Source organism: Ruegeria sp. AF7 (genome assembly GCF_056541885.1).
On record NZ_JBQFYX010000008.1, the window covers coordinates 94,594 to 118,429 of the forward strand.

The 23,836-nt window shown below is 56.7% G+C and carries 20 protein-coding genes; 12 read left to right on the plus strand and 8 right to left on the minus strand.

Annotated features, from left to right (window positions below; genetic code table 11):
- The first annotated feature begins 4 nt into the window (after positions 1 to 4).
- Positions 5 to 2,491, plus strand: coding sequence for a translation initiation factor IF-2 (gene infB / locus ACR0AP_RS13980; RefSeq protein WP_480488111.1), 2,487 nt, complete (start codon positions 5 to 7; stop codon positions 2,489 to 2,491).
- A 66-nt stretch (positions 2,492 to 2,557) separates the two neighbouring features.
- Here the strand turns inward: infB and ACR0AP_RS13985 are convergent, their stop codons facing one another.
- The 5 genes from ACR0AP_RS13985 to ACR0AP_RS14005 all read right to left on the minus strand — a co-directional run bounded on the left by ACR0AP_RS13985 (position 2,558) and on the right by ACR0AP_RS14005 (position 7,239).
- A complete protein-coding gene (locus ACR0AP_RS13985) occupies positions 2,558 to 3,385 on the minus strand; it encodes an alpha/beta hydrolase (RefSeq protein WP_480507228.1) in 828 nt (275 codons plus the stop codon).
- 3 nt (positions 3,386 to 3,388) lie between these two features.
- Entirely contained in the window at positions 3,389 to 4,273 is an 885-nt protein-coding gene (locus ACR0AP_RS13990) for a tryptophan 2,3-dioxygenase (RefSeq protein ID WP_209507189.1), read from the minus strand.
- Positions 4,274 to 4,337: 64 nt separating this feature from the next.
- Complete coding sequence (tdh, locus tag ACR0AP_RS13995; protein ID WP_209507272.1) at positions 4,338 to 5,366, minus strand: L-threonine 3-dehydrogenase; 1,029 nt, start codon at positions 5,364 to 5,366, stop codon at positions 4,338 to 4,340.
- Between the two features lie 14 nt (positions 5,367 to 5,380).
- Positions 5,381 to 6,565 carry a glycine C-acetyltransferase gene (locus ACR0AP_RS14000; protein ID WP_480507231.1) on the minus strand — a complete coding sequence of 395 codons (1,185 nt, stop codon included), beginning with the start codon at positions 6,563 to 6,565 and terminating at the stop codon, positions 5,381 to 5,383.
- 110 nt (positions 6,566 to 6,675) lie between these two features.
- On the minus strand, positions 6,676 to 7,239 hold the full coding sequence (locus tag ACR0AP_RS14005) for a helix-turn-helix domain-containing protein (RefSeq protein WP_480507233.1): 564 nt from the start codon (positions 7,237 to 7,239) through the stop codon (positions 6,676 to 6,678).
- 116 nt (positions 7,240 to 7,355) lie between these two features.
- On the opposite strand from ACR0AP_RS14005, the gene ACR0AP_RS14010 reads away from it, so the two are divergent.
- Positions 7,356 to 8,531: an acetyl-CoA C-acyltransferase family protein gene (locus tag ACR0AP_RS14010; RefSeq protein WP_209599197.1), complete on the plus strand. Its 1,176-nt coding sequence runs from the start codon at positions 7,356 to 7,358 to the stop codon at positions 8,529 to 8,531.
- A gap of 95 nt (positions 8,532 to 8,626) precedes the next feature.
- Here ACR0AP_RS14010 and ubiB read toward each other — a convergent pair whose 3' ends face one another.
- Together ubiB and ubiE are read right to left on the minus strand one after the other, a co-directional pair.
- Complete coding sequence (gene ubiB / locus ACR0AP_RS14015) at positions 8,627 to 10,156, minus strand: 2-polyprenylphenol 6-hydroxylase (RefSeq protein ID WP_480507235.1); 1,530 nt, start codon at positions 10,154 to 10,156, stop codon at positions 8,627 to 8,629.
- A gap of 3 nt (positions 10,157 to 10,159) precedes the next feature.
- Positions 10,160 to 10,912: a bifunctional demethylmenaquinone methyltransferase/2-methoxy-6-polyprenyl-1,4-benzoquinol methylase UbiE gene (gene ubiE, locus ACR0AP_RS14020; RefSeq protein WP_209507184.1), complete on the minus strand. Its 753-nt coding sequence runs from the start codon at positions 10,910 to 10,912 to the stop codon at positions 10,160 to 10,162.
- Between the two features lie 86 nt (positions 10,913 to 10,998).
- Between ubiE and mutM the strand changes: the two genes are divergently transcribed.
- The 6 genes from mutM (at position 10,999) to recF (ending at position 17,626) form a co-directional block, all read left to right on the plus strand.
- Positions 10,999 to 11,850 carry a bifunctional DNA-formamidopyrimidine glycosylase/DNA-(apurinic or apyrimidinic site) lyase gene (gene mutM / locus ACR0AP_RS14025; protein ID WP_480507238.1) on the plus strand — a complete coding sequence of 284 codons (852 nt, stop codon included), beginning with the start codon at positions 10,999 to 11,001 and terminating at the stop codon, positions 11,848 to 11,850.
- 66 nt (positions 11,851 to 11,916) lie between these two features.
- Positions 11,917 to 12,693, plus strand: coding sequence for an enoyl-CoA hydratase (locus ACR0AP_RS14030; RefSeq protein WP_267363125.1), 777 nt, complete (start codon positions 11,917 to 11,919; stop codon positions 12,691 to 12,693).
- Between the two features lie 225 nt (positions 12,694 to 12,918).
- Positions 12,919 to 13,182 carry a 30S ribosomal protein S20 gene (rpsT, locus tag ACR0AP_RS14035; RefSeq protein ID WP_039541017.1) on the plus strand — a complete coding sequence of 88 codons (264 nt, stop codon included), beginning with the start codon at positions 12,919 to 12,921 and terminating at the stop codon, positions 13,180 to 13,182.
- 555 nt (positions 13,183 to 13,737) lie between these two features.
- Positions 13,738 to 15,123 (plus strand): chromosomal replication initiator protein DnaA, encoded by a 1,386-nt coding sequence (gene dnaA, locus ACR0AP_RS14040; protein ID WP_480507240.1) that lies wholly within the window; start codon positions 13,738 to 13,740, stop codon positions 15,121 to 15,123.
- 224 nt (positions 15,124 to 15,347) lie between these two features.
- Positions 15,348 to 16,469 carry a DNA polymerase III subunit beta gene (gene dnaN / locus ACR0AP_RS14045; RefSeq protein WP_209507180.1) on the plus strand — a complete coding sequence of 374 codons (1,122 nt, stop codon included), beginning with the start codon at positions 15,348 to 15,350 and terminating at the stop codon, positions 16,467 to 16,469.
- A 59-nt stretch (positions 16,470 to 16,528) separates the two neighbouring features.
- Entirely contained in the window at positions 16,529 to 17,626 is a 1,098-nt protein-coding gene (gene recF, locus ACR0AP_RS14050) for a DNA replication/repair protein RecF (RefSeq protein WP_209507179.1), read from the plus strand.
- Here the strand turns inward: recF and ACR0AP_RS14055 are convergent.
- Entirely contained in the window at positions 17,623 to 18,189 is a 567-nt protein-coding gene (locus ACR0AP_RS14055) for a carboxymuconolactone decarboxylase family protein (protein ID WP_209507178.1), read from the minus strand. The genes recF and ACR0AP_RS14055 overlap by 4 nt on opposite strands.
- Positions 18,190 to 18,289: 100 nt before the next feature.
- Between ACR0AP_RS14055 and ACR0AP_RS14060 the strand changes: the two genes are divergently transcribed.
- The 4 genes from ACR0AP_RS14060 to ACR0AP_RS14075 all read left to right on the plus strand — a co-directional run bounded on the left by ACR0AP_RS14060 (position 18,290) and on the right by ACR0AP_RS14075 (position 23,519).
- Entirely contained in the window at positions 18,290 to 18,862 is a 573-nt protein-coding gene (locus tag ACR0AP_RS14060) for a TetR/AcrR family transcriptional regulator (protein ID WP_480507243.1), read from the plus strand.
- A gap of 114 nt (positions 18,863 to 18,976) precedes the next feature.
- Entirely contained in the window at positions 18,977 to 21,394 is a 2,418-nt protein-coding gene (gyrB, locus tag ACR0AP_RS14065; RefSeq protein ID WP_480507245.1) for a DNA topoisomerase (ATP-hydrolyzing) subunit B, read from the plus strand.
- Between the two features lie 301 nt (positions 21,395 to 21,695).
- Positions 21,696 to 22,292 carry a TetR/AcrR family transcriptional regulator gene (locus ACR0AP_RS14070; protein WP_480507247.1) on the plus strand — a complete coding sequence of 199 codons (597 nt, stop codon included), beginning with the start codon at positions 21,696 to 21,698 and terminating at the stop codon, positions 22,290 to 22,292.
- Positions 22,293 to 22,412: 120 nt separating this feature from the next.
- On the plus strand, positions 22,413 to 23,519 hold the full coding sequence (locus ACR0AP_RS14075; RefSeq protein ID WP_480507249.1) for an alkene reductase: 1,107 nt from the start codon (positions 22,413 to 22,415) through the stop codon (positions 23,517 to 23,519).
- The last annotated feature ends 317 nt before the right edge of the window (positions 23,520 to 23,836 follow it).

Sequence of the window (23,836 nt, forward strand, 5' to 3'; positions counted from 1 at the left end):
CTTTATGAGCGATAGTGACGGCAAAAAGACATTGGGTCTTCGTGGCGGGGCACGCCCCGGAAATGTGAAACAGAGTTTCAGCCACGGACGCACCAAGAATGTCGTGGTGGAAACCAAACGCAAGCGCGTGGTGGTCCCCAAGCCGGGCGCGGCAAAGCCGGGTGGCGGTGCCGCCCCTTCGGGTGATCCGTCGCGTCGTCCCGCAGGTATTTCCGACGCGGAAATGGCGCGCCGTATGAAGGCTTTGCAGGCTGCCAAGGCCCGCGAGGTCGAAGAGGCCGCTGAACGCGAAGCCGCTGAAAAGGCACGCGAAGAAGAGCGCGTGCGCCGCCGTGCGGAACAGGAAGCGAAAGAGCGCGAGCAGCGTGAAGCCGAAGAGCGCGCGCGTCAGAAAGCCGAAGATGAAGAGCGCAAGCGCGTGGAGGCTGAAGAAGAAGCCAAGCGTGCCGCTGTTGCTGCTGCCGCTTCGCCGGCCCCTGAAGAAGCCAAAGCTGCACGCAGCCCGGCCAGCAAACCTGCGCCTGCTGCCGCACCTCGCAAGCAGGATCGCGAACGCGAACAGCGCGGTCGTGGCAAGGGTCGTGAAGACAACCGTCGTTCGGGTAAGCTGACATTGGGTCAGGCCACCGGTGACGAAGGCAGCCGCCAGCGGTCGATGGCAGCGATGAAGCGCAAGCAGGAACGCGCCCGTCAGAAAGCCATGGGCGGTTCGGTCGAGCGGGAAAAGGTGATCCGCGACGTACAACTGCCTGAGGCGATCATGGTCTCGGAACTGGCCAACCGTATGGCCGAGCGCGTGGCTGACGTGGTCAAATCACTGATGCAGATGGGCATGATGGTCACGCAGAACCAGACCATCGACGCTGATACTGCCGAGCTGATTATCGAAGAGTTTGGCCATAAGGTCACCCGCGTCTCTGATTCGGATGTTGAGGACGTCATCAAAGAGGTCGAAGACAGCGAAGCCGATCTGAAGCCTCGTCCGCCCGTCATCACCATCATGGGTCACGTCGACCACGGGAAAACATCGCTGCTGGATGCAATCCGCGATGCGCGTGTTGTGGCTGGTGAGGCCGGTGGCATCACCCAGCATATCGGCGCCTATCAGGTGAAAACCGATGGCGGCTCGACGCTGACCTTCCTGGATACTCCCGGACACGCGGCCTTCACCTCGATGCGCTCGCGTGGTGCCCAGGTGACCGACATCGTGGTTCTGGTCGTCGCTGCCGATGACGCGGTCATGCCGCAGACAATTGAGGCGATCAATCACGCGAAGGCAGCCAAGGTGCCGATGATCGTGGCGATCAACAAGATCGACAAGCATGATGCAAATCCGGACAAGGTGCGCACCGATCTGCTGCAACACGAAGTGATCGTCGAGAAAATGTCGGGTGAGGTTCAGGACGTAGAAGTGTCTGCCATCACCGGTCAGGGTCTGGACGAGTTGCTGGAAGCCATCGCATTGCAGGCCGAGATTCTGGAACTGAAAGCCAACCCTGATCGCGCTGCCCAAGGTGCCGTGATCGAGGCACAGCTGGACGTGGGCCGCGGCCCGGTCGCAACGGTTCTGGTTCAGAACGGTACATTGCGTCAGGGCGATATCTTTGTCGTGGGTGAGCAGTATGGTAAGGTCCGTGCTCTGATCAACGACAAGGGTGAGCGCGTCAAGGAAGCTGGACCGTCGGTTCCCGTTGAGGTTCTTGGTCTGAACGGTACGCCTGAAGCAGGCGATGTTCTGAACGTGACCGAGACCGAAGCACAAGCCCGTGAAATCGCCGCCTACCGTGAACAGGCTGCCAAGGACAAACGCGCTGCCGCTGGTGCCGCAACGACCCTTGAACAGTTGATGCAGAAGGCCAAGGAAGACGAAAATGTCACCGAGTTGCCCATTCTGATGAAAGCAGACGTTCAGGGTTCGGCGGAAGCCATCGTTCAGGCAATGGAGAAGATCGGCAACGAAGAAGTACGCGTGCGCGTTCTGCATTCGGGTGTTGGTGCCATTACCGAAACGGATGTCGGTCTGGCCGAAGCGTCTGGAGCTCCGATCTTTGGCTTCAACGTTCGGGCAAATGCCTCGGCACGGAATACCGCAAACCAGAAGGGCGTCGAGATTCGCTATTACTCGGTGATCTATGACCTCGTAGACGACGTGAAAGCAGCCGCATCCGGCCTGTTGAGCGCCGAAATTCGCGAGAAGTTCATCGGCTACGCCGAAATCCGTGAAGTCTTTAAGGTCACCGGCGTTGGCAAGGTTGCTGGCTGTCTGGTCACCGAAGGCGTGGCGCGTCGTTCCGCTGGTGTCCGCTTGCTGCGCGACAACGTGGTGATTCACGAAGGAACGCTGAAGACGCTGAAGCGTTTCAAGGATGAAGTGGCCGAGGTTCAGTCGGGTCAGGAATGTGGTATGGCATTCGAGAACTACGATGACATTCGCGCAGGCGACGTGATCGAAATCTTCGAGCGCGAAGAAGTCACCCGCACGCTGGACTAGCCCGGCAAAGGATGAAAACGAAAAACAGCGGCCCCCTTAGGCCGCTGTTTTCTTTTACCGAAGCGCTTATTTTGCCTGGGGCAGAAACGCATCTGAATGCATGATGATATCGAAATGATGCATTCCTTGCGCGAGCATAAAGCTGACAGAGTGTCCGGCCTTTCGCAGCCTTTCAGCATAGTCGCGGCTTTGGCGAATGAACTCACCCGTATCCCGTTCGGCTACCGAAACGTGGTATCGAGGACCGGGCCGGGGCAGATTGCGGAAAGGTGACAGATCGTTGACCTCGACCGGCGTCAATTGCAGCGGATCGTTCACCGACATCAGGCTGATCGGTTCCAGGTCGTATATACCGCTGATCAGAATCACATCCCGCACCCGAAGCCCCGCTTTGGCAAGTGCATCTGATGAGGTTGCCATTACCATCGCCGCCAGATGCGCGCCTGCGCTGTGACCTGACAAGGTGATCCGCGACGGATCGAACCCCAGCTCCTCCGCCTGGGCCGCCAGCCACAGCAACGCGTCACGGCATTCGTCGATCATGTCACCAATCCGGGCATCGGGTGCCAGCGTATAGTTCACAGTCGCAAAAGCTTGCCCGTTTTCTACCAGACCCGGTGCCATCAGAGACGATTCATTCTGGCTGAGCGCCTGCCAGTACCCGCCGTGAATGAAAACGTGAAGAGGTGCCTTGTCATCGCGAGCGGGAAAGAAATCCAGAACTTGTAGGGGGCTATCACCATAAGCCAGATTTTCCCGTACCGGAAAGTCGGCCCGCGCCTGAGCGCTCAGTGCTTTATAACTGGCAAGATAAGGGCTCAGGTCGCCACCGATCATTGTGCTGGGGGAATACTCCCGCTCCAGATCGGATTGCGAAAATCCTCGATACAGCATGTCTTAGGTCTGCCCGCTATACATCAATTCCGTACGCACGTCGTAAAGGTCGTGAAAGAACCGCAGCTCTAGCGCCTTTCGCAAAAAGGCCACGCCGCTTGAGCCACCAGTGCCGGGTTGCATCCCGATCACGCGCTCAACTGCGGTGGCATGATCAAAGCGCCAGCGTTGAAACAGGCTTTCCACATCCATCAGTTTTTCGGCCAAAGCATAAAGATCCCAGTATTTTTCAGTGTTGCGGAATACCTCGACCCAGATTTGTACCACGCGCGAATCGCCGCAATAGGGTTGGGCGTAATCGCGTTCGATCAGATCCTTGGGCACGTCGAACCCTTGACGGGCCAGCATGTGCAACACTTCGTCATAAAGCGACGGTTTGGTCAGAGCGGCATTCAGCATCTCCATCACCTCTGGGTCATGCGCATGGACCTTCAGTGTTGACGCATCCTTGTTGCCGAGAATGAACTCAATCTGCCGATACCCGTAGCTCTGAAACCCTGACGAGCTGCCCAGTGCCTGCCGAAACGTTAAATAGTCGGCAGGCGTCATGGTCAGAAGGGTTTCCCAGGCCGCAATCAGCTGCCGCTGAATGGCCTTGATGCGGTCGAGGTTTTTCATCGCTGGGCCAAATTCATCCTGTTGCAAAAAACGGCGCACCTCGACCAGTTGGTGATGCATCAGTTTCAGCCACAGTTCGCTGACCTGATGGATGATAATGAACAGCATCTCGTCCGGCTGCGCGGGGTCCTGAAAGGTCTTTTGCAGGTTCAGCAGCGTTTTGAGTTGCAGAAAATCTCCATAGCTTTTGCGATGTGTCTCGGCGAAATCAGTGACCAGAGTGTCTTCGACACCTCTTTGCAACAGACGATCGTCTTTGTTCTCGCCCATCTCATGCCTCCCTTGTGCTATCCTTGCACCTGTCTAGGCGTTGAGTTCGTAACTTTCCAGCGGGTTAGGTCCAGTCAAGGACAACCTTGCCAGAGAGGCCTGATTTCATCGCGGCAAAACCATCCGAGAAATCATCAACCGCAAAGCGATGCGTGATCACGCGGGACACATCCAAACCGTTTTGCAGCATGGCGATCATCTTGTACCAGGTCTCGAACATCTCGCGACCATAGACGCCCTTGATTGTGATCGCCTTGAAAACGATGCGCGACCAGTCGACCGGAGATTTCCCCGGCGGTATCCCCAGCAAGGCGATTTTCCCACCCATCACAAGCGCTTCGACCATCTGGTCCAGCGCGGCTTGTGAGCCGGACATTTCAAGTCCCACATCAAAGCCTTCTTTCATTCCAAGCTGTGCGATGATGTCGTGCAAATCTTGTTTGGAAACATCAACGGTCCGCACCGACGGCACCACATGTTCAGCCAGTTTCAATCGTTCAGCGTTAATGTCCGTAATCACAACATTGCGGGCACCTGCATGGCGGGCAACGGCGGCCGCCATGATGCCGATGGGTCCTGCGCCGGTGATCAGGACGTCCTCGCCCAGAAGGTCAAAGCTGAGCGCGGTGTGTACAGCATTGCCCAGCGGATCAAGGATTGCCCCGATCTCATCCGGGATATCGTCCGGCAGGGGAACAACGTTGAAGGCAGGCAATTTCAGGTATTGCGCAAACGCGCCCTGTTCGTTCACCCCGATCCCGCGCGTGCCGGGGTCGAGGTGAAACTTGCCGGCTCGGCTTTGACGGCTTTCAGTGCCGATCAGATGCCCTTCGCCGGAACAGCGCTGCCCAACATCCAGGCCGGTGACGTTGCGCCCAATCTCGACGATTTCTCCGGCGAACTCATGACCAGTGATCATCGGAACCGGAACGGTGTGAGAGGCCCACTCATCCCAGTTCCAGATGTGAATGTCGGTACCGCAAATTCCGGTCTTGTTGATCTTGATCAGCACCTCATCAGGCCCGATTTCAGGAACCGGGGCCTGTACCATCCACAACCCTTCTTCGGGTTTTGACTTTTCCAGCGCTTTCATCGTGTTGGGTCGCATCAGATCACCCCCAGTTCCTTGCCGACCTTGCCAAAGGCCGCCAGCGCGCGGTCCAGTTCGTCCCGCGTCAGGGCGGCGTTCATCTGCGTTCTGATCCGCGCCTGTCCGCGGGGAACAACAGGAAAGAAGAAGCCCGAGACATACACGCCCTCGTCAAATAGCTTGGCGGCCATCTCTTGTGCCAGCGTTGCATCGCCCAGCATGACAGGGATGATCGGATGTTCACCGGGCAAAAGGTCAAAGCCAAGCTTTTCCAGACCGGCACGCCAGTACTTTGCGTTTCCGAATAACTGCGCGCGTAGAATGTCGCCTTCTTCGACCAGGCGGATTGCCTCAAGCCCTGCGGTGACGATGGATGGCGGCAGCGAGTTCGAGAACAGATAGGGCCGCGCCCGCTGCCGCAGCAGGTCGATCACTGGCTGCGGCCCGGCGATGTAGCCGCCGATTGCCCCCCCAAGTGCCTTGCCCAAAGTTCCTGTCAGAATGTCGACATCAACACCAAAGTGATCCGGTGTTCCAGCGCCGCGCGGGCCCATGAAGCCGGTTGCATGGCAATCATCGACCATGACGATGGCATCGTATTTATCAGCCAGTTCGCGAATTTTCGGCAAGTTGGCCAAATAGCCATCCATCGAGAACACGCCATCGGTTGCGATCATGATATGACGCGCGCCATCCTCGCGCGCCTGCTTCAGCCACGCTTCCAAGTCGTTCATGTCATTGTTCAGATAGCGATAGCGCTTGGCCTTGCACAGCCGCACCCCGTCAATGATAGAGGCGTGGTTCAGACTGTCCGAAATGATGGCATCTTCAGGCCCCAGCAACGGTTCGAACAGCCCGCCATTGGCATCAAAACAGGCCGCGAACAGGATCGCATCGTCCTTGTTTAGGAACTTGGCCAACCGCTGTTCCAGTTCACGGTGAATATCCTGTGTTCCGCAAATGAACCGGACCGAGGCCATGCCGAAACCTTTCGGACCCATCGCATTGGTTGCGGCCTCGATCAGCGCGGGGTGATCCGCAAGACCCAGATAGTTGTTGGCGCACAGGTTGATCACCCGTTTGCCGCCCACCGTAATCTCACCGCCCTGAGGCGAAGTGATCATTCGTTCGCGCTTGTACAGCCCTTCGGATTCGATTTGTGCGAGTGTGTCCGTGATGTGGGACAGGAATGCATCTGCCATGGCGACCTCCGTTCAACTGAGTCGCACATCTAACATAGCGGATGAATTTCCCAAATAGGGGAATTTCAATATACAGGAAAAATTTCCGTGAAGGCGGAAAGTTGCTGATGTCAGGCGTTCTTTACGATCAAGAACACCCGCGCTGATTCTTTGGCCGAGATGGAATGCACGATATCCGCGGCATAGCGGGCGGTGTCCCCTTGGCTCAGTTCCGAAACGGCACTGCCCGATGTAACCTTGACGGTGCCTTCCAGCACTGTCAGCTGTTCGTGCGCGCCACGCGCATGGGGCTGACTGTTCAAGGCCCCGCCTGTGTCGAACTCGATATCATAAACCTCATGACCTCCGGCCTCTTCCGGTGGGGACAGGATGCGAATGCGACAGTTCTGCCCCATATTGTCGATGCTGGGCACCTCGGACGCGCGCAGCACCTCGATTTGATCGCTGGCTTTTGAACCTTCCAGAAGACCGGCAAAATCCACCTGTAGCGCACGTGTCAGGTTCCAGAGGGTCGAGATCGTTGGGCTGCTTTCCCCGCGTTCGATCTGGCTAACCATGGATCTGGATACGCCACTGAGGTTTGCGACTGCTTCCAGCGACAGTCCTTTGGCCCGGCGTGCTTCTTTCAGGCGGGCGGGCAAAAGGTTCAGGATATCGTCTGTGTTCTCCGTCATGACGGAATCCATGCGTATTGGGACCCCGCTTGTCAATTCCATCCGTGACGGCACGTCCTATAGGACAGAATAATGCTGCGTGTGCATACTGACGACGATTCCAAGAGGAGAAAGACATGACAGACATCGTATTGCTGGATGGTGCGCGCACCGCGATTGGAACTTTCGGTGGCGCACTTGCGTCAACCGCGCCCATTGATCTGGCGACGGTGGTCACCGAAGCCGCCTTGGAGCGGTCTGGGGTAGAAGGTGCTCAGATCGGGCATGTTGTATTTGGCCATGTCATCAACACCGAACCTCGGGACATGTACCTGTCGCGCGTGGCCGCGATGCAGGCCGGAATTCCGAACGGCACCCCTGCGATGAATGTAAATCGGCTGTGCGGTTCGGGGGCACAGGCGATCGTGTCAGCAGTGCAATCCTTGATGCTTGGCGATGCCGATTTCGCCGTGGCAGGTGGCGCAGAAAGCATGTCGCGCAGCCCTTACATTGTTCCACAGGCACGCTGGGGCGCGAAAATGGGTGATGTCACATCGCTGGACATGATGCTGGGTGCATTGAACTGCCCCTTTGGCACGGGGCACATGGGCGTGACGGCCGAGAACGTTGCCGATGAACACCAGATCAGTCGTGAACAGATGGACGACTTCGCCCTGACTAGCCAGACCCGCGCGGCAGCTGCAATTGAAGCCGGATATTTCGAAAGCCAGATCGTGCCCGTTCAGGTGAAGGTCAAGCGTGACATGGTGGATTTCAAAGTTGATGAGCATCCAAAGGCGACGACAGCCGATGCGCTGGCCGGGTTGCGACCGGTGTTCAAAAAAGATGGGCGTGTGACGGCGGGCAATGCCTCGGGCATCAACGACGGCGCGGCGGCGATGGTTCTGGCAACGGCGGACGCGGCGGAAAAGGCCGGATTGAAGCCAAAAGCGCGCGTGATCGGATATGCACATGCTGGCGTGCGCCCCGAAGTCATGGGTATTGGCCCGGTACCGGCCGTGCAAAACCTGCTCAGGAAGACGGGTCTTTCGGCGGAAGATTTCGATGTGATCGAAAGCAACGAAGCATTTGCCGCGCAGGCGCTGGCCGTCAACCAGGAACTTGGGTTCGATGCGGCGAAGGTGAACCCGAATGGAGGCGCGATAGCGCTGGGGCACCCTGTAGGCGCGACGGGCGCCATCATTACCATGAAGACGCTTTACGAGTTGGAGCGCACAGGCGGATCAAAAGGGTTGATCACCATGTGTATTGGTGGCGGTCAGGGGATTGCCATTGCCATCGAGCGGCTCTGATCCGGACCTGGGCAAGGGGGGCTGTCTGCCCCCCATCGCGCAAGGCGCGATTCCCCCCGAGGATATTTTTAGCCAGATGAAGCTGCGGATCACAATCAGCCGAGTGTAGTGATCAACAGAACTACGGCTGCGCCGGCAACCGCACCGAGAGCGGCGGGCAGGAATTTTGGCAACAGACCCGAGTTTTCCGGTTCTTCTTTGTGCGTCTGTGCAATCAACGCGTTTTCGACCAATGTCGGCAGGCGCGGACCAAAGCGTGCCAGAACCATAGCGGTTTTGGCAAAGTCACGAAGCGCGGCGCGCGGGCCGATGGATTGTTTGATGTAATCTTCGACCACGGGGCGGGCAACTTCCCAGATATTGATGTGGTCGTCCAGTGACCGGGCAACGCCTTCAACCACGACCATCGTGCGCTGTAGAAGGATCAGCTCGGTTCGGGTTTCCATGCCAAAACGCTCTGTCACTTCGAACAGATAGCTTAGCAAACGGCCCATCGAAATATGCGAGGCATCCATACCGAAGATCGGTTCGCCAACCGCACGCAGGGCGCGGGCGAATTCATCGACGTCCTGGTGTGCAGGAACGTAACCGGCTTCGAAATGCACTTCGGCCACGCGCTTGTAGTCGCGGCGGATGAAACCGAACAGAATCTCGGCATAGACCCGGCGCGTGTATTCGTCGATATGGCCCATGATACCGTAATCATAAGCGATGATATCACCGTTGGCGGCGACCTTGAGGTTGCCCTGATGCATATCGGCGTGGAAATAGCCGTCGCGCAGGGCGTGAAGAAGGAACAGGCGCAGCACACGTTCCGCCAGATCACGGCGGTTGTGGCCGGCGGCATCGAGCGCGTCGTTTTCACCCAATGGAATACCGTCGGCCCAGCTGAGTGTCATCACGCGTCGTGCCGACAGTGACCACAATACGGGCGGCAGCCAGAACCCTGTGTCGTCTTTTGTGTTGGCCGCGTATTCCGAGGCAGCAGCGCTTTCCAGACGCAGATCCAGTTCACCCCGTACAACGCCATCGAAATGTTCAATGACCTCCATCGGGCGCAATCGGCGGGCTCCGGGCGCAAACAAATCGACGATGCGGGCGGCGAAGTAGAACGCATCTACATCCTTGCGAAAGGCGCGTTCGATATTGGGACGCAGGACTTTGACGGCCACGTCTTCTCCGGTGCTCGCAAGCTTGGCCTTGTGGACCTGTGCGATCGAGGCGGCAGCTATGGGTTCACTGAATTCGCTGAATATCTCGGCAACAGGTTGCCCCAGTTCCCTTTCTACTTCGGCCAAAGCCTCGGCTTTTGAGAACGGTGGCAGTTTGTCTTGCAAAACACGAAGCTGCACAGCCAGTTCATCGCCTACAACATCCGGGCGTGTCGAAAGCACCTGACCAAACTTGATGTAGGCCGGGCCCAGGGCGGTGAGCGCACGTGTTGCAGGCGGCATCTTTGGGTCGCCCTTGTAACCCAGCCACCAAAACGGTTTGCCTAGAGCGTGGGCAAGAAATCGGATAGCCCGTGGTGCCTCGAACGCGTCGAGGACCACATTCATGGCGCCGGTGCGCTCAAGCGTGGCGCCCGTTCGGATCAGGCGGATGATGTTGTGGGGACCGCGCATGCGTCAGATCTTCCAGCCGGAATGCAGCGCGGCGATACCCATGCTGAGATTGCGGAATTTCGCGTTTTCGAAGCCAGCGGTTCGGACCATGTTCAGGAAGGTTTCCTGGTCGGGGAACTTGCGGATCGACTCCACCAGATACTGATAGCTGTCGTAATCATTCGCGATCAGCTTTCCCATGCGTGGAATGACATTGAAGCTGTAGAGGTCATAGAGCTTTTGCAGCCCGTCATTGGGAAGCTGACTGAACTCCAGCACCATCAGGCGGCCACCAGGTTTCAGAACGCGAAAGGCTTCGTTCAGGGCCTCTTGCGGGCGGGTCACGTTCCGGATGCCGAACGAGATCGTGTAGACATCAAAGGTGTTGTCTTCGAACGGCAGGGCCATAGCGTCGCCCACCACCCAGTTCAGGCTGTCGGCCATCTGGTCGGCTTCGGCGCGTTGCCGTCCTTCGACCAGCATGGGTTCTGTCAGATCAAGAACCGTGGCATGGCCATAGCCTGCGCGTTTCAGAAAGCGAAAGGAAATGTCACCGGTTCCGCCTGCAACATCCAGCAAACGCTGATCGGGGCGTGGCGCCAACCAGTCCATCATCGCATCTTTCCAGACCCGGTGGATACCCATCGACATGACATCGTTCATCACGTCATATTTCGAGGCGACCGAGTTGAACACGCCCTGCACGCGCCCGGCCTTGTCAGCCTCGCGTACGGTTTCGAACCCGAAATGAGTGGTGTTGTCGCTGTTGTCGGACATAAGCCTTGCCGTTTGTCGAATTTCGCTTCTGTTATAGGGCTCTGGAAGCGGGGCACAATGCGGCCCTTTGGAATAGGAGCCCTGTAATGCCAGAATTGCCCGAGGTCGAGACTGTAAGACGCGGCCTGAGCCTTGCGATGGAGGGGGTCGAGATTGAAAGGGCGGATGTGAATCGCCCGGATCTGCGCTGGCCATTTCCCGAACGCATGGCAGAACGGCTGACCGGGCAGCGGGTGGATCGGTTGCGGCGGCGGTCAAAATACATCCTGGCCGACCTCAGCAGTGGCGAGACCTTGTTGATCCATCTGGGGATGTCGGGGCGAATGACGGTGTCAGGCGATCCACTAGGTCATTTCCTGCGCGAACATCCGGCCGCTGAGAAACATGACCATGTTGTTTTTCACATGGCCAACGGGGCGCGTATCACCTTTAACGATCCACGCCGGTTCGGGGCGATGGACCTTCTGCCCACAGCCACGGCCGAGGATCACAAGCTTCTGGCGGTTCTGGGACCGGAGCCCTTGGGCAATGATTTCCATGAGCAACACCTGATTGAAGCGTTCAAAGGCAGGAATACCCCTGTCAAATCAGCCCTGCTGGATCAGGGAATCGTTGCTGGGTTGGGCAATATCTATGTTTGCGAAGCGCTTTATCGCGGCAAGGTGTCGCCACGTCGTAAAGCAGGGCAAATATCTGAGGCACGTGTATCGTCGCTGGTTCCGATCATTCGGAAGGTGTTGCAGGACGCGATCGAAGCAGGCGGATCATCCCTGCGGGATTTCCGCCAAGCTGATGGAGAACTTGGATATTTTCAGCACAGCTTTGATGTCTACGGTCGCGAAGGAAAGCCCTGCCGCACCGAAGGTTGCACTGGTCTGATCCAGAGAATCACCCAGTCCGGTCGCTCATCCTTCTACTGTGCGCAATGCCAAAGATAGCTTGATCCAGAGAATTCGCGTGGTAAGGACTCGTAACTGAACGGAACAACCGGAAGCTTTTTTCTCATGGCTTTTGAGACGATCATCGTCGAAATCGAAGACCACGTCGCCTTAATCAAACTCGACAGACCGGATGCGTTGAATGCGCTGAACTCCCAGTTGCTGGGTGAGTTGTGTACCGCGCTGGAAGAGGCGGACAGCAACGACAAGGTGCGTTGCATCGTCATCACCGGATCGGACAAGGCCTTTGCCGCAGGCGCGGACATCAGGGAAATGTCCGAGATGAGCTTTGTCGATGTCTACACCACCAACCTTTTTGCTGATGCAAACAACCGGGTTTTGGCGATTCGCAAACCGATCATCGCCGCGGTTGCGGGCTATGCTCTGGGTGGGGGATGCGAGTTGGCAATGCTTTGCGATTTCATCATTGCGGCGGACACTGCAAAATTCGGCCAGCCTGAAATCAACCTTGGCGTCATAGCCGGGTTGGGCGGCACCCAGCGTTTGACGCGCTTTGTCGGCAAGTCCAAGGCGATGGACATGAACCTGACTGGTCGGTTTATGGACGCGGACGAAGCCGAGCGCGCTGGTTTGGTCAGCCGGGTCGTACCGGCCAAGAAGCTGATCGAGGAAGCCGTCGGTGCGGCGCAAAAAATAGCCGAGAAATCGGCACTGACGGCAGCGGCGGCAAAAGAAGCGGTCAATCGCAGTTACGAGCTTCCGCTGAGTGAAGGAATGCTGTTTGAGCGTCGCGTCTTCCATTCCATGTTTGCCACCGAGGACCAGAAAGAGGGCATGGCGGCGTTTCTTGAAAAGCGGGCTGCGCAGTTTCGCGACAAGTAAAACGCAAGAGACTAATGAAAGGCGGGCTATGCCCGCCTTTTCTTTACCCGATTTGTGAGCCCCAAGAATCGGCTTGGCAATCCTTGAAATGTTCGGTATTGAGCGCCGCAATACATGCGCGTGCGGCCCGCTTGGCCCGACTCACACTCGTGATTTCTGATCCGGTGCGGATATATCCGTGGCGCGCAACCCTTGATAACCGTACCGAACGAAGGTCAGAGACACATGGCAAATTCGCCCCAGGCAAAGAAACGCGCCCGTCAGAACGAAAAGCGTTTCGCTGTTAACAAAGCGCGTCGTTCGCGCATCCGCACCTATCTGCGTAAAGTCGAAGAAGCGATTGCATCCGGTGACAAAGATGCGGCAACCGCAGCACTGCGCGCCGCCCAGCCTGAGCTGATGCGCGGCGTCACCAAAGGCGTGTTCCACAAGAACACTGCCGCGCGTAAAATGTCGCGCCTGTCGGCCCGGGTCAAAGCTCTGGGCTAAAGCCTGAGGGTTACCTTAGGTCAAGTCAGCAAGGCTGAACTAATGTCAAAGGCGCTGCGCATTGCGGCGCCTTTTTTCGTGTTGCCGGAATACCGCGCCTTCACGAAACCGAGAGATTCTTTCGACCAAAGACCCGAGTCAATATCAGAGTTTCGTTGCCGCGCCCCATTTCAAGTTGCTACCACTGATGTCAGCGATTCACTCGCTTGGGGGGACAGGCTGTTTACTCGATCGGACTGACGGGCATCAGATCGATCAGGAAACATTCGTCGACGACTGGCGCAAGCTGGGCTGCCGATTTGCCGCGAAGTCCGGGTTATCCGGGATTCTCGGCCCTGTCTGAAAATTGAGATTGTGACGTGCAGCCCGAGTTTCGGGACGCTCATTTATTGTTGAGCGTCGAAAATCCGGGTGCACCGAACTTTCAGGGGCAATCCCGCCAAACCATTGGGTTTGGCGATAGGTTCCCTTTGGGCGTGTGAATACAAGACCGGGCAACCGGCTTCGTATGATAAGGCCGACAGGCCAATAAGAATGGGATGCGTGAGGCGCTGAATGACACAAGAGAAATGGGGACTACTGCGTAACAAATTGCTGAAGGCTGTCGGTCGGAATAATTTCACCACATGGATCGAGCCTCTGGAATTTAAAGAGCTGCAGGATGGTGTGGCGGTTTTTTCCGTGCCAACGAACTTTATGGGGAACTACGTCAGCCAGAATTTTGCGGACCTTATCTTGTACGAGCTCAATACGGCAGGGGAAACCGTTCAGCGTCTGGACTTTCGTGTTGCCGCCAACTCGCCCGCGCGTCCCAAGCCCGCAGCCAAGGTGGTCACCGAACCTCAGCCAGAGCCGGTACCCTTGGCAGCGACGGATAGTCCGCAGAACGCTTTGGAGTCGTTGCAGGCCGCGCCGCTGGATTCGCGTTTCACCTTTGACAGTTTTGTGGTGGGCAAACCCAACGAGTTGGCCCATGCTGCCGCGCGCCGCGTGTCCGAAGGTGGCCCGGTAACATTCAACCCGCTTGTTCTGTATGGTGGAGTGGGTCTGGGTAAGACCCACTTGATGCACGCTATTGCCTGGGAGCTGAAAACCAAGCATCCGGAACTGAATGTCCTGTACCTGTCAGCCGAACAGTTCATGTATCGCTTCGTGCAGGCCCTGCGGGAACGCCGGATGATGGATTTCAAGCATTTGTTCCGTTCGGTCGATGTGCTGATGGTTGACGACGTGCAGTTCATTGCCGGAAAGGATTCTACTCAGGAAGAGTTTTTCCATACGTTCAATGCGCTGGTGGATCAGAACAAGCAGATCATCATTTCGGCCGACCGCGCCCCGGGCGAAATCAAGGACCTGGAAGATCGTGTAAAGTCCCGCCTGCAATGTGGTCTGGTCGTTGACCTGCATCCGACCGACTATGAATTGCGCCTGGGCATTCTGCAAAACAAGGTCCAGCAATACAGCAGCTCCTATCCTGATCTGACGATTGCGGATGGCGTTCTTGAATTTCTGGCCCATCGAATCTCAACCAATGTCCGCGTGCTGGAAGGTGCTCTGACACGTCTGTTTGCCTTTGCCTCGCTGGTTGGGCGCGAGATTGACATGGAGCTGACGCAGGATTGTCTGGCAGATGTCCTGCGCGCATCCGAGCGCAAGATCACGGTTGAAGAAATCCAGCGGAAAGTATCCGAATACTACAATATCCGCATGTCCGATATCATCGGTCCCAAGCGCCTGCGATCCTACGCGCGCCCCCGTCAGGTGGCGATGTATCTGTGCAAGCAGCTGACCAGCCGATCACTGCCAGAGATCGGTCGTCGGTTCGGCGGGCGCGACCACACCACGGTCATGCATGGCGTCAAGCGCATTGAAGAGCTGAAGCTGACCGACGGTCAGATCGCTGAAGACGTGGAAATGTTGCGCCGGTCTCTCGAAGCCTGAACCGGGCCAATAGTGCCAAGAAACGCTCCGGGCTCCTGCGTCGGGGCGTTTTTTGTGCGTAATAATCCACGGTTGCACCAGAACTGAGGCCCGTGTGTCACGCCGCACTTGACGGTTGGCGCATTCCAACCCAGAAATCCGTAAAAAATCCTTGTGCCTCGGGGTGGAACCGCTAACGTGCCAGTCCCGCCCAAGTCGGTACGCAAGTCAGAGGAATTGAGGGTATGAAGATCAGCATTGAACGCGGCACCCTACTAAAGGCCGTTTCGCAGGCCCAGTCTGTTGTAGAACGTCGCAATACCATTCCCATACTTGCCAATGTCCTGATCGAGGCCGAAGGCGATCAGGTCCAGTTCCGTGCCACCGATCTGGATATCGAAGTGGTCGATAAGGCACCCGCACAGGTCGAAAAGGCAGGCGCGACAACCGTCGCGGCAACAACCCTGCATGAGATTGTGCGCAAACTGCCCGACGGTGCGCTGGTGACATTGACCGCCGACAGCGCTGCTGGACGGCTGACAGTTGAAGCGGGTCGGTCGAATTTTTCGCTGGCGACGCTGCCAAAAGAAGATTTCCCGGTGATGGCATCGTCTGAGTATCAATCGAATTTCACTGCTTCGGCGGCATTGCTGCGCCGGTTGTTCGACAAGTCGAAATTCGCCATCTCGACGGAAGAGACCCGGTACTATCTGAACGGTGTCTACATGCATGTGGCAGATGGGTCCGAAGGTGGAAAAATGTTGCGTTGTGTGGCCACCGATGGCCACCGGCTTGCGAGGATCGACGCAGATTTACCGGATGGTGCGGCGGATATGCCGGGCGTGATCGTACCCCGCAAAACAGTCGGCGAGTTGCGCAAGTTGCTGGATGACGACGAGATGGATATCGCCGTTTCGGTCAGTGAAACCAAGGTGCGCTTTGCTACGCCGGATATCACGCTGACGTCGAAGGTTATTGACGGCACTTTCCCCGACTACACACGTGTTATCCCACAAGGAAACACTCGCAAGCTTGAAGTGGATGCCGCTGAGTTCGCGCAGGCTGTGGATCGCGTTGCGACTGTTTCGTCGGAACGGTCGCGGGCAGTGAAATTGCAATTGGAAGGTGACAAGCTGATCCTGTCGGTAAACGCTCCCGACAGCGGTGCCGCCGAGGAAGAACTGGCCGTCGCTTACGGGGATGAGCGGTTGGAGATCGGATTCAACGCCAAATACCTGTTGGAGATTGCGTCCCAGGTGGATCGTGAGAATGCAGTTTTCCTGTTCAACTCGGCTGGTGACCCGACATTGATGCGCGAAGGCAACGACCTGAGCGCCGTATACGTCGTCATGCCGATGCGCGTCTGATCGCGCGGACGCGCGATGCCTCCGGCGGGAGTATTTTTGAAAAGATGAAGGGAGGGGTCATGGGATTGGCCCTGACCGAGCTTACGGTCTCGCATTTTCGATCTCATAAGCTGGCGCGGTTGTCTCTGGACGGGCGACCCGTTGCCATTCACGGGCCTAACGGTGCGGGGAAGACCAACATTCTTGAAGCGGTGTCGTTGTTTTCACCCGGTCGCGGGATGCGGCGGGCGAGCGCGGCCGAGATGACCCGGCGGCCCGAAGCGTTGGGTTGGAAACTGTCCGGGTTGCTGGACGCTCAGGGGCAGCGTTTTGAAATCGAAACCTGGTCCGAGGGCGGCGCAGCGCGACAGGTGCGAATTGATGGCAAGTCGGCGACCCAGATCGAACTGGGAAAACTTGCGCGGGTTGTCTGGCTGACCCCGTCCATGGACCGTCTGTGGATTGAAGGGGCTGAAGGGCGCCGTCGGTTTCTGGACCGTATTGCGCTGAGTTTTGACCCAGCCCACGCTGAAACATCGCTGATCTATGAAAAAGCGATGCGCGAGCGTAACCGTCTGCTGAAAGAGCAGGTCAGGGACGCGCATTGGTATGCCGCGCTTGAAGGGCAGTTGGCCGAGACGGGGCACCGCATCCATACCGCGCGGTTGAGGTCGCTGGATCTTCTGCGGGCGGCGCAGGACCGGGCGGAAACCGTGTTCCCTTCGGCTGAACTTGAATTGGTGCAAACCGAAGGCGCAATTCCCGAGACGGTGGAAGATTTGCGAGACGCGTTGAGCGAGAGCCGGTTCAGGGATCTGGCAGCGGGCCGGACCCTGGTGGGGCCGCATCGGTCCGACCTGTACGGTGTGTTCGCGGCCAAGGGCGTGCCGGCAAGGGAGTGTTCCACTGGTGAGCAGAAAGCGCTTTTGGTGTCGCTGATCCTGTCCAATGCGCGGGCGCTGGCGGAGATCTTGGGCGCACCTCCGATCGTTCTGCTGGATGAAGTGGCCGCGCATCTGGATGCTGGGCGGTGCGCAGCGCTTTATGACGAGGTTTGCGCGCTGGGCGCTCAGGCCTGGATGACGGGCACCGGACCTGAACTGTTTGCGGAATTGGGCGACCGGGCCCAGACGCTGATCGTGACCGAAAGCGATGAGGGTTCGGTCGTGGCGGCTTAGGCCGGTTCGCTGACTTTACGTTCCCACAGAAAGCCGCGCATAACTTCGTCCACTGGGGTTTTGGCCATGTGGTTGACGTAGTTCGACATGGTTTTCTGGGCCAGACCCAGCACGACATCCAGAACCGCGCGATGGGAATAGCCCGCATCAAAGAACGCCTGAAGCTGATCTTCGGTCGGGTTGCCTCGGGTTTCCATCACTTGCAGGGTGAAGGTGCGAAGTGCTTCGAGTTTGGCTGAAGGCAGCGGAGTTTCGTTACGCAGCGCGTCCGAGATTTCGTCCGATATCTTCATCATCTTGGCGATACCGGTGTGGGCGGGCACGCAGTAGTGGCACTCGTTTTCCACATTGATGGTCTGCCAGACGACGGTTTTCTCATCATTGTCGAAATCAGTTTGCAGGAACAGGCCGTGCAGAACCTGATAGCCTTCGAGATGCTGAGGGCTTTCGGCCATGACCTTATGAAGGCCGGGCAAGCGACCAAAAGCGGCCTGAGACTTTTGCAGCAGCGGTTTGGACGCTTCAGGCGCGGTTTCGAGGTCGTGAGACGGGAAATTGGCCATGTTGGAACTCCTGTTTTTGGCGCGATGGGTCGTATTTAGGGTTTCTTGAGTGATCGCTCAAGTATATATTTGAGTGAACGTTCAAGAATTGGTGATGTTGATGCCCCGCAAACCCGCATATGATCGTGACGCGTTGATCGCGAAGGCGAAGGATATCTTCTGGCGTCAGGGCTGGGCTGGTACATCGCTGAAGGACCTTGAGCGGGAGCTGAAGCTGAAGCCCGGCAGTTTTTATGCGGCATTCGGGTCGAAAGATGCGCTCTATGCGCTGACAATGGAGAGTTATACGCAAGAAGGTGTGGCGCGCCTAAAGGCCCTGGCGGAAAAACTGGGCCCGAAGGAAGCGCTGAAAGCGCAGCCCCGATTGGTGATCGAAGCGCCCAAGACCCCGGCAAAGGCCTGCATGTTGGCAAAGACATATGCCGAGTTGAAGGCGAAGGATCATGACCTTGCGGATCAGGCGGCCCATCACATGGCGGAAATGAAAGAATGTTTCGCGGATCTGTTTCGCAAGGCTCAGGATGCCGGTGAAATCGGGGCGGGACATGATCCGGATCGATTGGCGGCACGGTATCAGTCGGACATTCTCGGGCTGCGATTGTCGGCCGAGCGCGAGGATGTCGATGCGTTGGAAATTGCCGCGGATATCGCTTCTGATATCGATCGTTTGTGATCCCCTTTTCGGGTGGCGAAAAACGATCCGGAACAACACAAAATATTGGGGGATGGCGTGACAATCCCTACCAGAAAACGTATAAGTTACCAAAATAATATAGGTACTGACTGAATGTCCGAAGACGCACAGGCCCCTCAAGAATACGGCGCAGATTCTATTAAGGTTCTCAAAGGCTTGGAGGCAGTTCGCAAACGCCCCGGCATGTATATCGGGGACACGGATGATGGCTCGGGTCTGCACCATATGGTGTATGAGGTTGTCGACAACGGGATTGACGAGGCTTTGGCGGGTCATGCCGACCATGTGACGGTGAAAATTCACGCCGATTCCAGTGTTTCTGTCAGCGACAATGGGCGTGGTATTCCGGTGGACATCCACCCGGAAGAAGGCGTGTCGGCGGCCGAGGTGATCATGACCCAGCTGCACGCCGGTGGGAAATTCGACAGCAACTCGTACAAGGTTTCGGGCGGCCTGCACGGTGTGGGTGTTTCCGTGGTGAACGCGCTTTCGGATTGGCTGGAGCTGCGTGTCTGGCGCAATGGCAAAGAGCATGTCGCGCGTTTTGAAGGTGGCGAAACCGCTGAGCACCTGAAGGTTGTCGGTGAATGCGGAGATCGGACAGGAACAGAAGTGCGGTTTCTGGCTTCGACCGATACATTCTCGAACCTTGAATACTCATTCGAGACATTGGAAAAACGCCTGCGCGAACTGGCATTTCTGAATTCGGGCGTACGGATTATCCTGATCGACGAGCGCCCGGCGGAACGGCTGGAAACCGAGCTGTTCTATGAAGGTGGGGTCAAGGAATTCGTTAAGTATCTCGACCGGTCCAAAACCCCTGCCATGTCCGAGCCGATCTATATCAAGGGCGAGCGCGACGATATCGGTGTGGAGATCGCAATGTGGTGGAATGACAGCTATCACGAATCTGTCCTGCCCTTTACCAACAATATCCCTCAGCGCGATGGCGGCACCCATGTGGCAGGTTTCCGTGGTGCCTTAACCCGGACGATCAACAACTACGCGCAGTCCAGCGGGATTGCGAAAAAGGAAAAGGTCAGCTTTACCGGTGATGACGCGCGCGAAGGTCTGACCTGTGTGCTGTCGGTCAAAGTGCCTGATCCGAAATTCTCGTCCCAGACGAAAGACAAGCTGGTCAGTTCCGAGGTTCGCCCGGCGGTCGAAGGTCTGATGAACGAAAAACTCGCCGAGTGGTTTGAAGAAAACCCGACCGAGACCAAAGCGATCGTGGGCAAGATCATCGAGGCCGCTCTGGCGCGCGAAGCCGCTCGAAAGGCGCGTGAACTGACCCGCCGCAAAACGGCGATGGATGTGAACTATCTGGCGGGCAAGCTGAAGGATTGTTCCGAGAAAGACCCGTCCAAAACCGAAGTCTTCCTTGTCGAGGGGGATTCAGCCGGAGGATCGGCGCAAACGGGCCGTGACCGTCTGACACAAGCGGTTCTGCCTCTGCGCGGTAAGATCCTGAACGTGGAACGCGCGCGGTTTGACCGGATGTTGTCTTCGCAAGAGATTGGTAATCTTGTCATGGCGCTGGGTACCGGTATTGGCCGTGATGAGTTCAACATTGAAAAGCTGCGTTACCACAAAATCGTCATCATGACCGATGCGGATGTGGACGGCGCGCATATCCGAACCCTGCTGCTGACGTTCTTCTACCGGCAAATGCCCGAGTTGATCGAAGGTGGATATCTCTATATCGCGCAGCCGCCGCTCTATAAGGTTTCGCGCGGTAAATCAGAGGTTTATCTGAAGGATCAGGCGGCTCTGGACGATTATCTCGTCAACCAGGGGATCGAGGGCGCCGTATTGAAACTGGGATCGGGCGAAGAGATCATTGGTCAGGACCTGGCCCGGGTGGTGGACGAAGCGCGCCAGTTGAAACGCGTTCTGGACGCCTTCCCGACGCACTACCCGCGCCACATTCTGGAACAGGCCGCTGTTGCCGGTGCCTTTGTGCCGGGTGCGGTGGACGCCGATCTGCAAGGGGTGGCTGACAAGGTTGCCGCCCGTCTGGACCTGATCGCGTTGGAGTATGAGCGTGGCTGGCAGGGCCGGATCACGCAGGATCACGGAATTCGGCTGGCCCGCATTCTGCGTGGTGTCGAAGAGGTTCGCACCTTGGACGGCCCGATGCTGCGGTCGGGGGAGGCCCGCAAAACAGGCAGCTTCACGCAAAGCCTGCAAGAGGTCTACAACACCTCGGCCACGTTGATCCGCCGTGATCGTAGCCAATTGATCCACGGTCCGCTGGACCTGCTGCGCGCCATTCTGGAAGAAGGGGAAAAGGGCCTATCCCTACAGCGCTACAAAGGTCTGGGAGAGATGAACCCCGACCAGCTTTGGGAAACAACTTTGGACCCGGATGCGCGCACGCTGCTACAAGTGCGCGTTGACGATATGGTGGAAGCCGACGATCTGTTCACCAAGCTAATGGGTGATGTTGTCGAACCTCGTCGGGAATTTATCCAGAAGAACGCCTTGAGCGTCGAAAATCTGGATTTCTGACGGTTGTTTGTTCGATGGGTTCATGTGGCATGCAAACCTATGGGCAAACGCTGCGCGGGTACATGGACGAAATTGCAAGATTATCTTTTGATAAATCAATGCCGGAGATGCAGTGTTAGGAGCGCACTTGCACGGTGTGAACCAACAATCAAACCGGGCAGTTAAGTCGGGTCAACCAACGGGGGGTTTTTCATTCTTTCCGACCTATGCTCCTGTCTCTGGTTGCAATATGGACTGACTGTTCCAAAAAACTTCCCACTGGCACCTTGAATTTCTGGACTGACCATTCCAAATCCAACTCATGAGCAAAGATACCCTTTCAGCTGGTGGCATCAAAACATCCGCAGGCCCAGGTCGGCCTCGTGCCTTTGACGAAGCCGAGGCCTTGGAAAACGCTTTGTGCGTATTTTGGCACAAAGGCTACGAGACAGCATCCGTGGATGATCTGACAAAGGCCATGGGTTTGAGTCGCTCCAGCTTCTATGGAACATTCGGCAACAAGCAGGCTTTGTTTCACAAAACCCTCAGCCACTATTCAAGGCGTGGTTTGAAAAATCTGCGTGACGTCGCGGCCGCAGGCGGAGATGACCCTGTTGGTGCAATAATGGAAGCTTTGGCGAACCCGCAAGGCGGTCGTGACGGCTGCATGCTGATTAACTGCCTTACGGAGCTTGCTCCCCATGATGATGAAGTGGCGGATCTTGGGCGAAGCCATTTGGAAAGTATCGACGAAATTATTGCGAGAGCGCTTGAGCCTTCGGATCCGGGACAGGCCCTCGACAAGGCTCGCGCCTATGCCTCCCTTGCGATCGGCACGCTGGCTTTACGAAAGGCGGGTGTTCCCGACGAGCAGATATCGCAAACCCTGAAACAAGCTCGGTTGGTGATATCACCGTAGGCCACCCTAACCATGAGAGCATGAGACGTAACAAAAGCTTTAACAAGGAACCTCGACTACAAATTTGGACTAAATAGTCCAAAAATGTCTGAACGAAGCAAACCAAAGAAGGAAGCAGCAATGGCTGATGAAAAACTGTTCTCCGGCATCAAAGCTGGTGCAATTGAACTGAAAAACCGTGTTGTCATGGCGCCACTGACCCGCAACCGGGCAAGAGCCGAGGATGACAGCGTCCATGAATTGCAGGTTAAGTACTATGCGCAGCGGGCGGGCGCTGGCCTGATCATCACGGAAGCTTCGCAAATCTCGCCCCAAGGCAAGGGCTATGCCTGGACGCCCGGCATTTATTCTCAAGCGCAGATCGATGGCTGGAAAAAAGTGACTGAGGCCGTCCATGCTGAGGGCGGCAAGATTGTGATCCAGCTTTGGCATGTGGGCCGGATTTCGCATTACAATTTGCAGCAGGGTGGTGGCGCCCCTGTTGCGCCATCTGCAATTGGCGCTAAGGCCAAGACGTTTGATGGTGAACAGTTTGTTGAAACATCTGAACCGCGGGCTCTGGCCATCGAAGAAATTGCTGGCATTGTTGCGGACTACCGGAGAGCCGCGGAAAACGCCAAGAAAGCGGGTTTCGACGGTGTCGAGATCCATGCAGCCAACGGATACCTTATCGATCAGTTCCTGCGCGATGAGTCCAACAAGCGTGAAGACGAATACGGCGGTCCTATCGAGAACAGGGCACGGTTCCTGCAAGAGGTCACGGATGTGGTTGCCGACGTGTGGGGAGCCGACCGTGTGGGTGTTCGCCTCAGCCCATTCTCGGAAGCCAATAACATTTCCGACAGCGACCCGCAGACGACATTTGCACATGCGATTAAATTGCTGAATGCCTATGGGTTGGCCTATCTCCATCTCGTAGAAGGACAGACTGGCGGCCCGCGCGATATTCCGGAAGGTTGCGATCTGAAGGCGCTCTATGAATTGTTTGACGGTGCGAAAATGGGCAACAACTCTTACGACCGGGAAATGGCAATCGAAGCGGTTGAATCCGGAGCCGTCGATCTGGTGGCCTTTGGTCGGCCGTTCATTTCCAACCCGGATCTTGTCAGCCGGCTGGAGAAAGACGCCCCGTTGAATGAGTTGGATCCAACTACCCTCTACGGTGGCAATGAAAAAGGGTACACCGATTATCCGTCGCTGGCAGAGGAAGCGGTTGCAGCAGAGTAACACATCGCTTTCTAAGTCGCGGTGACAGGCAATACCATATTGAGTGAGCGCGCTGGTTTGGACGCGCTCACTTCGCGTATTCGGCAATGTCCTTTCTTCGAGCGGGACCCAACACGAGTCTGATAATGGGCTGTTTCCCTCTGATTAGGATTGACTTTTTCCAATCCGAATACCCTCTTGAAAGAAGGGTTCAAATTTTTTTTTAGAGATATTTGGTGACTACCATTATCTGATCACGTCTCTCGAATTACGTAAGTTTTTGAGAAATCGTGCAGGCTTATGCGCAAATGGCGCGTGAAATTGTGAGCAAAAATCTT

What these genes read in the sequence shown, in the direction of transcription:
- infB (WP_480488111.1), top strand. Translation starts at nt 5, where the DNA reads ATGAGCGATAGTGACGGCAAAAAGACATTGGGTCTTCGTGGCGGGGCA.
- ACR0AP_RS13985 (WP_480507228.1), bottom strand. Translation starts at nt 3,385, where the DNA reads ATGCTGTATCGAGGATTTTCGCAATCCGATCTGGAGCGGGAGTATTCC.
- ACR0AP_RS13990 (WP_209507189.1), bottom strand. Translation starts at nt 4,273, where the DNA reads ATGGGCGAGAACAAAGACGATCGTCTGTTGCAAAGAGGTGTCGAAGAC.
- tdh (WP_209507272.1), bottom strand. Translation starts at nt 5,366, where the DNA reads ATGAAAGCGCTGGAAAAGTCAAAACCCGAAGAAGGGTTGTGGATGGTA.
- ACR0AP_RS14000 (WP_480507231.1), bottom strand. Translation starts at nt 6,565, where the DNA reads ATGGCAGATGCATTCCTGTCCCACATCACGGACACACTCGCACAAATC.
- ACR0AP_RS14005 (WP_480507233.1), bottom strand. Translation starts at nt 7,239, where the DNA reads ATGACGGAGAACACAGACGATATCCTGAACCTTTTGCCCGCCCGCCTG.
- ACR0AP_RS14010 (WP_209599197.1), top strand. Translation starts at nt 7,356, where the DNA reads ATGACAGACATCGTATTGCTGGATGGTGCGCGCACCGCGATTGGAACT.
- ubiB (WP_480507235.1), bottom strand. Translation starts at nt 10,156, where the DNA reads ATGCGCGGTCCCCACAACATCATCCGCCTGATCCGAACGGGCGCCACG.
- ubiE (WP_209507184.1), bottom strand. Translation starts at nt 10,912, where the DNA reads ATGTCCGACAACAGCGACAACACCACTCATTTCGGGTTCGAAACCGTA.
- mutM (WP_480507238.1), top strand. Translation starts at nt 10,999, where the DNA reads ATGCCAGAATTGCCCGAGGTCGAGACTGTAAGACGCGGCCTGAGCCTT.
- ACR0AP_RS14030 (WP_267363125.1), top strand. Translation starts at nt 11,917, where the DNA reads ATGGCTTTTGAGACGATCATCGTCGAAATCGAAGACCACGTCGCCTTA.
- rpsT (WP_039541017.1), top strand. Translation starts at nt 12,919, where the DNA reads ATGGCAAATTCGCCCCAGGCAAAGAAACGCGCCCGTCAGAACGAAAAG.
- dnaA (WP_480507240.1), top strand. Translation starts at nt 13,738, where the DNA reads ATGACACAAGAGAAATGGGGACTACTGCGTAACAAATTGCTGAAGGCT.
- dnaN (WP_209507180.1), top strand. Translation starts at nt 15,348, where the DNA reads ATGAAGATCAGCATTGAACGCGGCACCCTACTAAAGGCCGTTTCGCAG.
- recF (WP_209507179.1), top strand. Translation starts at nt 16,529, where the DNA reads ATGGGATTGGCCCTGACCGAGCTTACGGTCTCGCATTTTCGATCTCAT.
- ACR0AP_RS14055 (WP_209507178.1), bottom strand. Translation starts at nt 18,189, where the DNA reads ATGGCCAATTTCCCGTCTCACGACCTCGAAACCGCGCCTGAAGCGTCC.
- ACR0AP_RS14060 (WP_480507243.1), top strand. Translation starts at nt 18,290, where the DNA reads ATGCCCCGCAAACCCGCATATGATCGTGACGCGTTGATCGCGAAGGCG.
- gyrB (WP_480507245.1), top strand. Translation starts at nt 18,977, where the DNA reads ATGTCCGAAGACGCACAGGCCCCTCAAGAATACGGCGCAGATTCTATT.
- ACR0AP_RS14070 (WP_480507247.1), top strand. Translation starts at nt 21,696, where the DNA reads ATGAGCAAAGATACCCTTTCAGCTGGTGGCATCAAAACATCCGCAGGC.
- ACR0AP_RS14075 (WP_480507249.1), top strand. Translation starts at nt 22,413, where the DNA reads ATGGCTGATGAAAAACTGTTCTCCGGCATCAAAGCTGGTGCAATTGAA.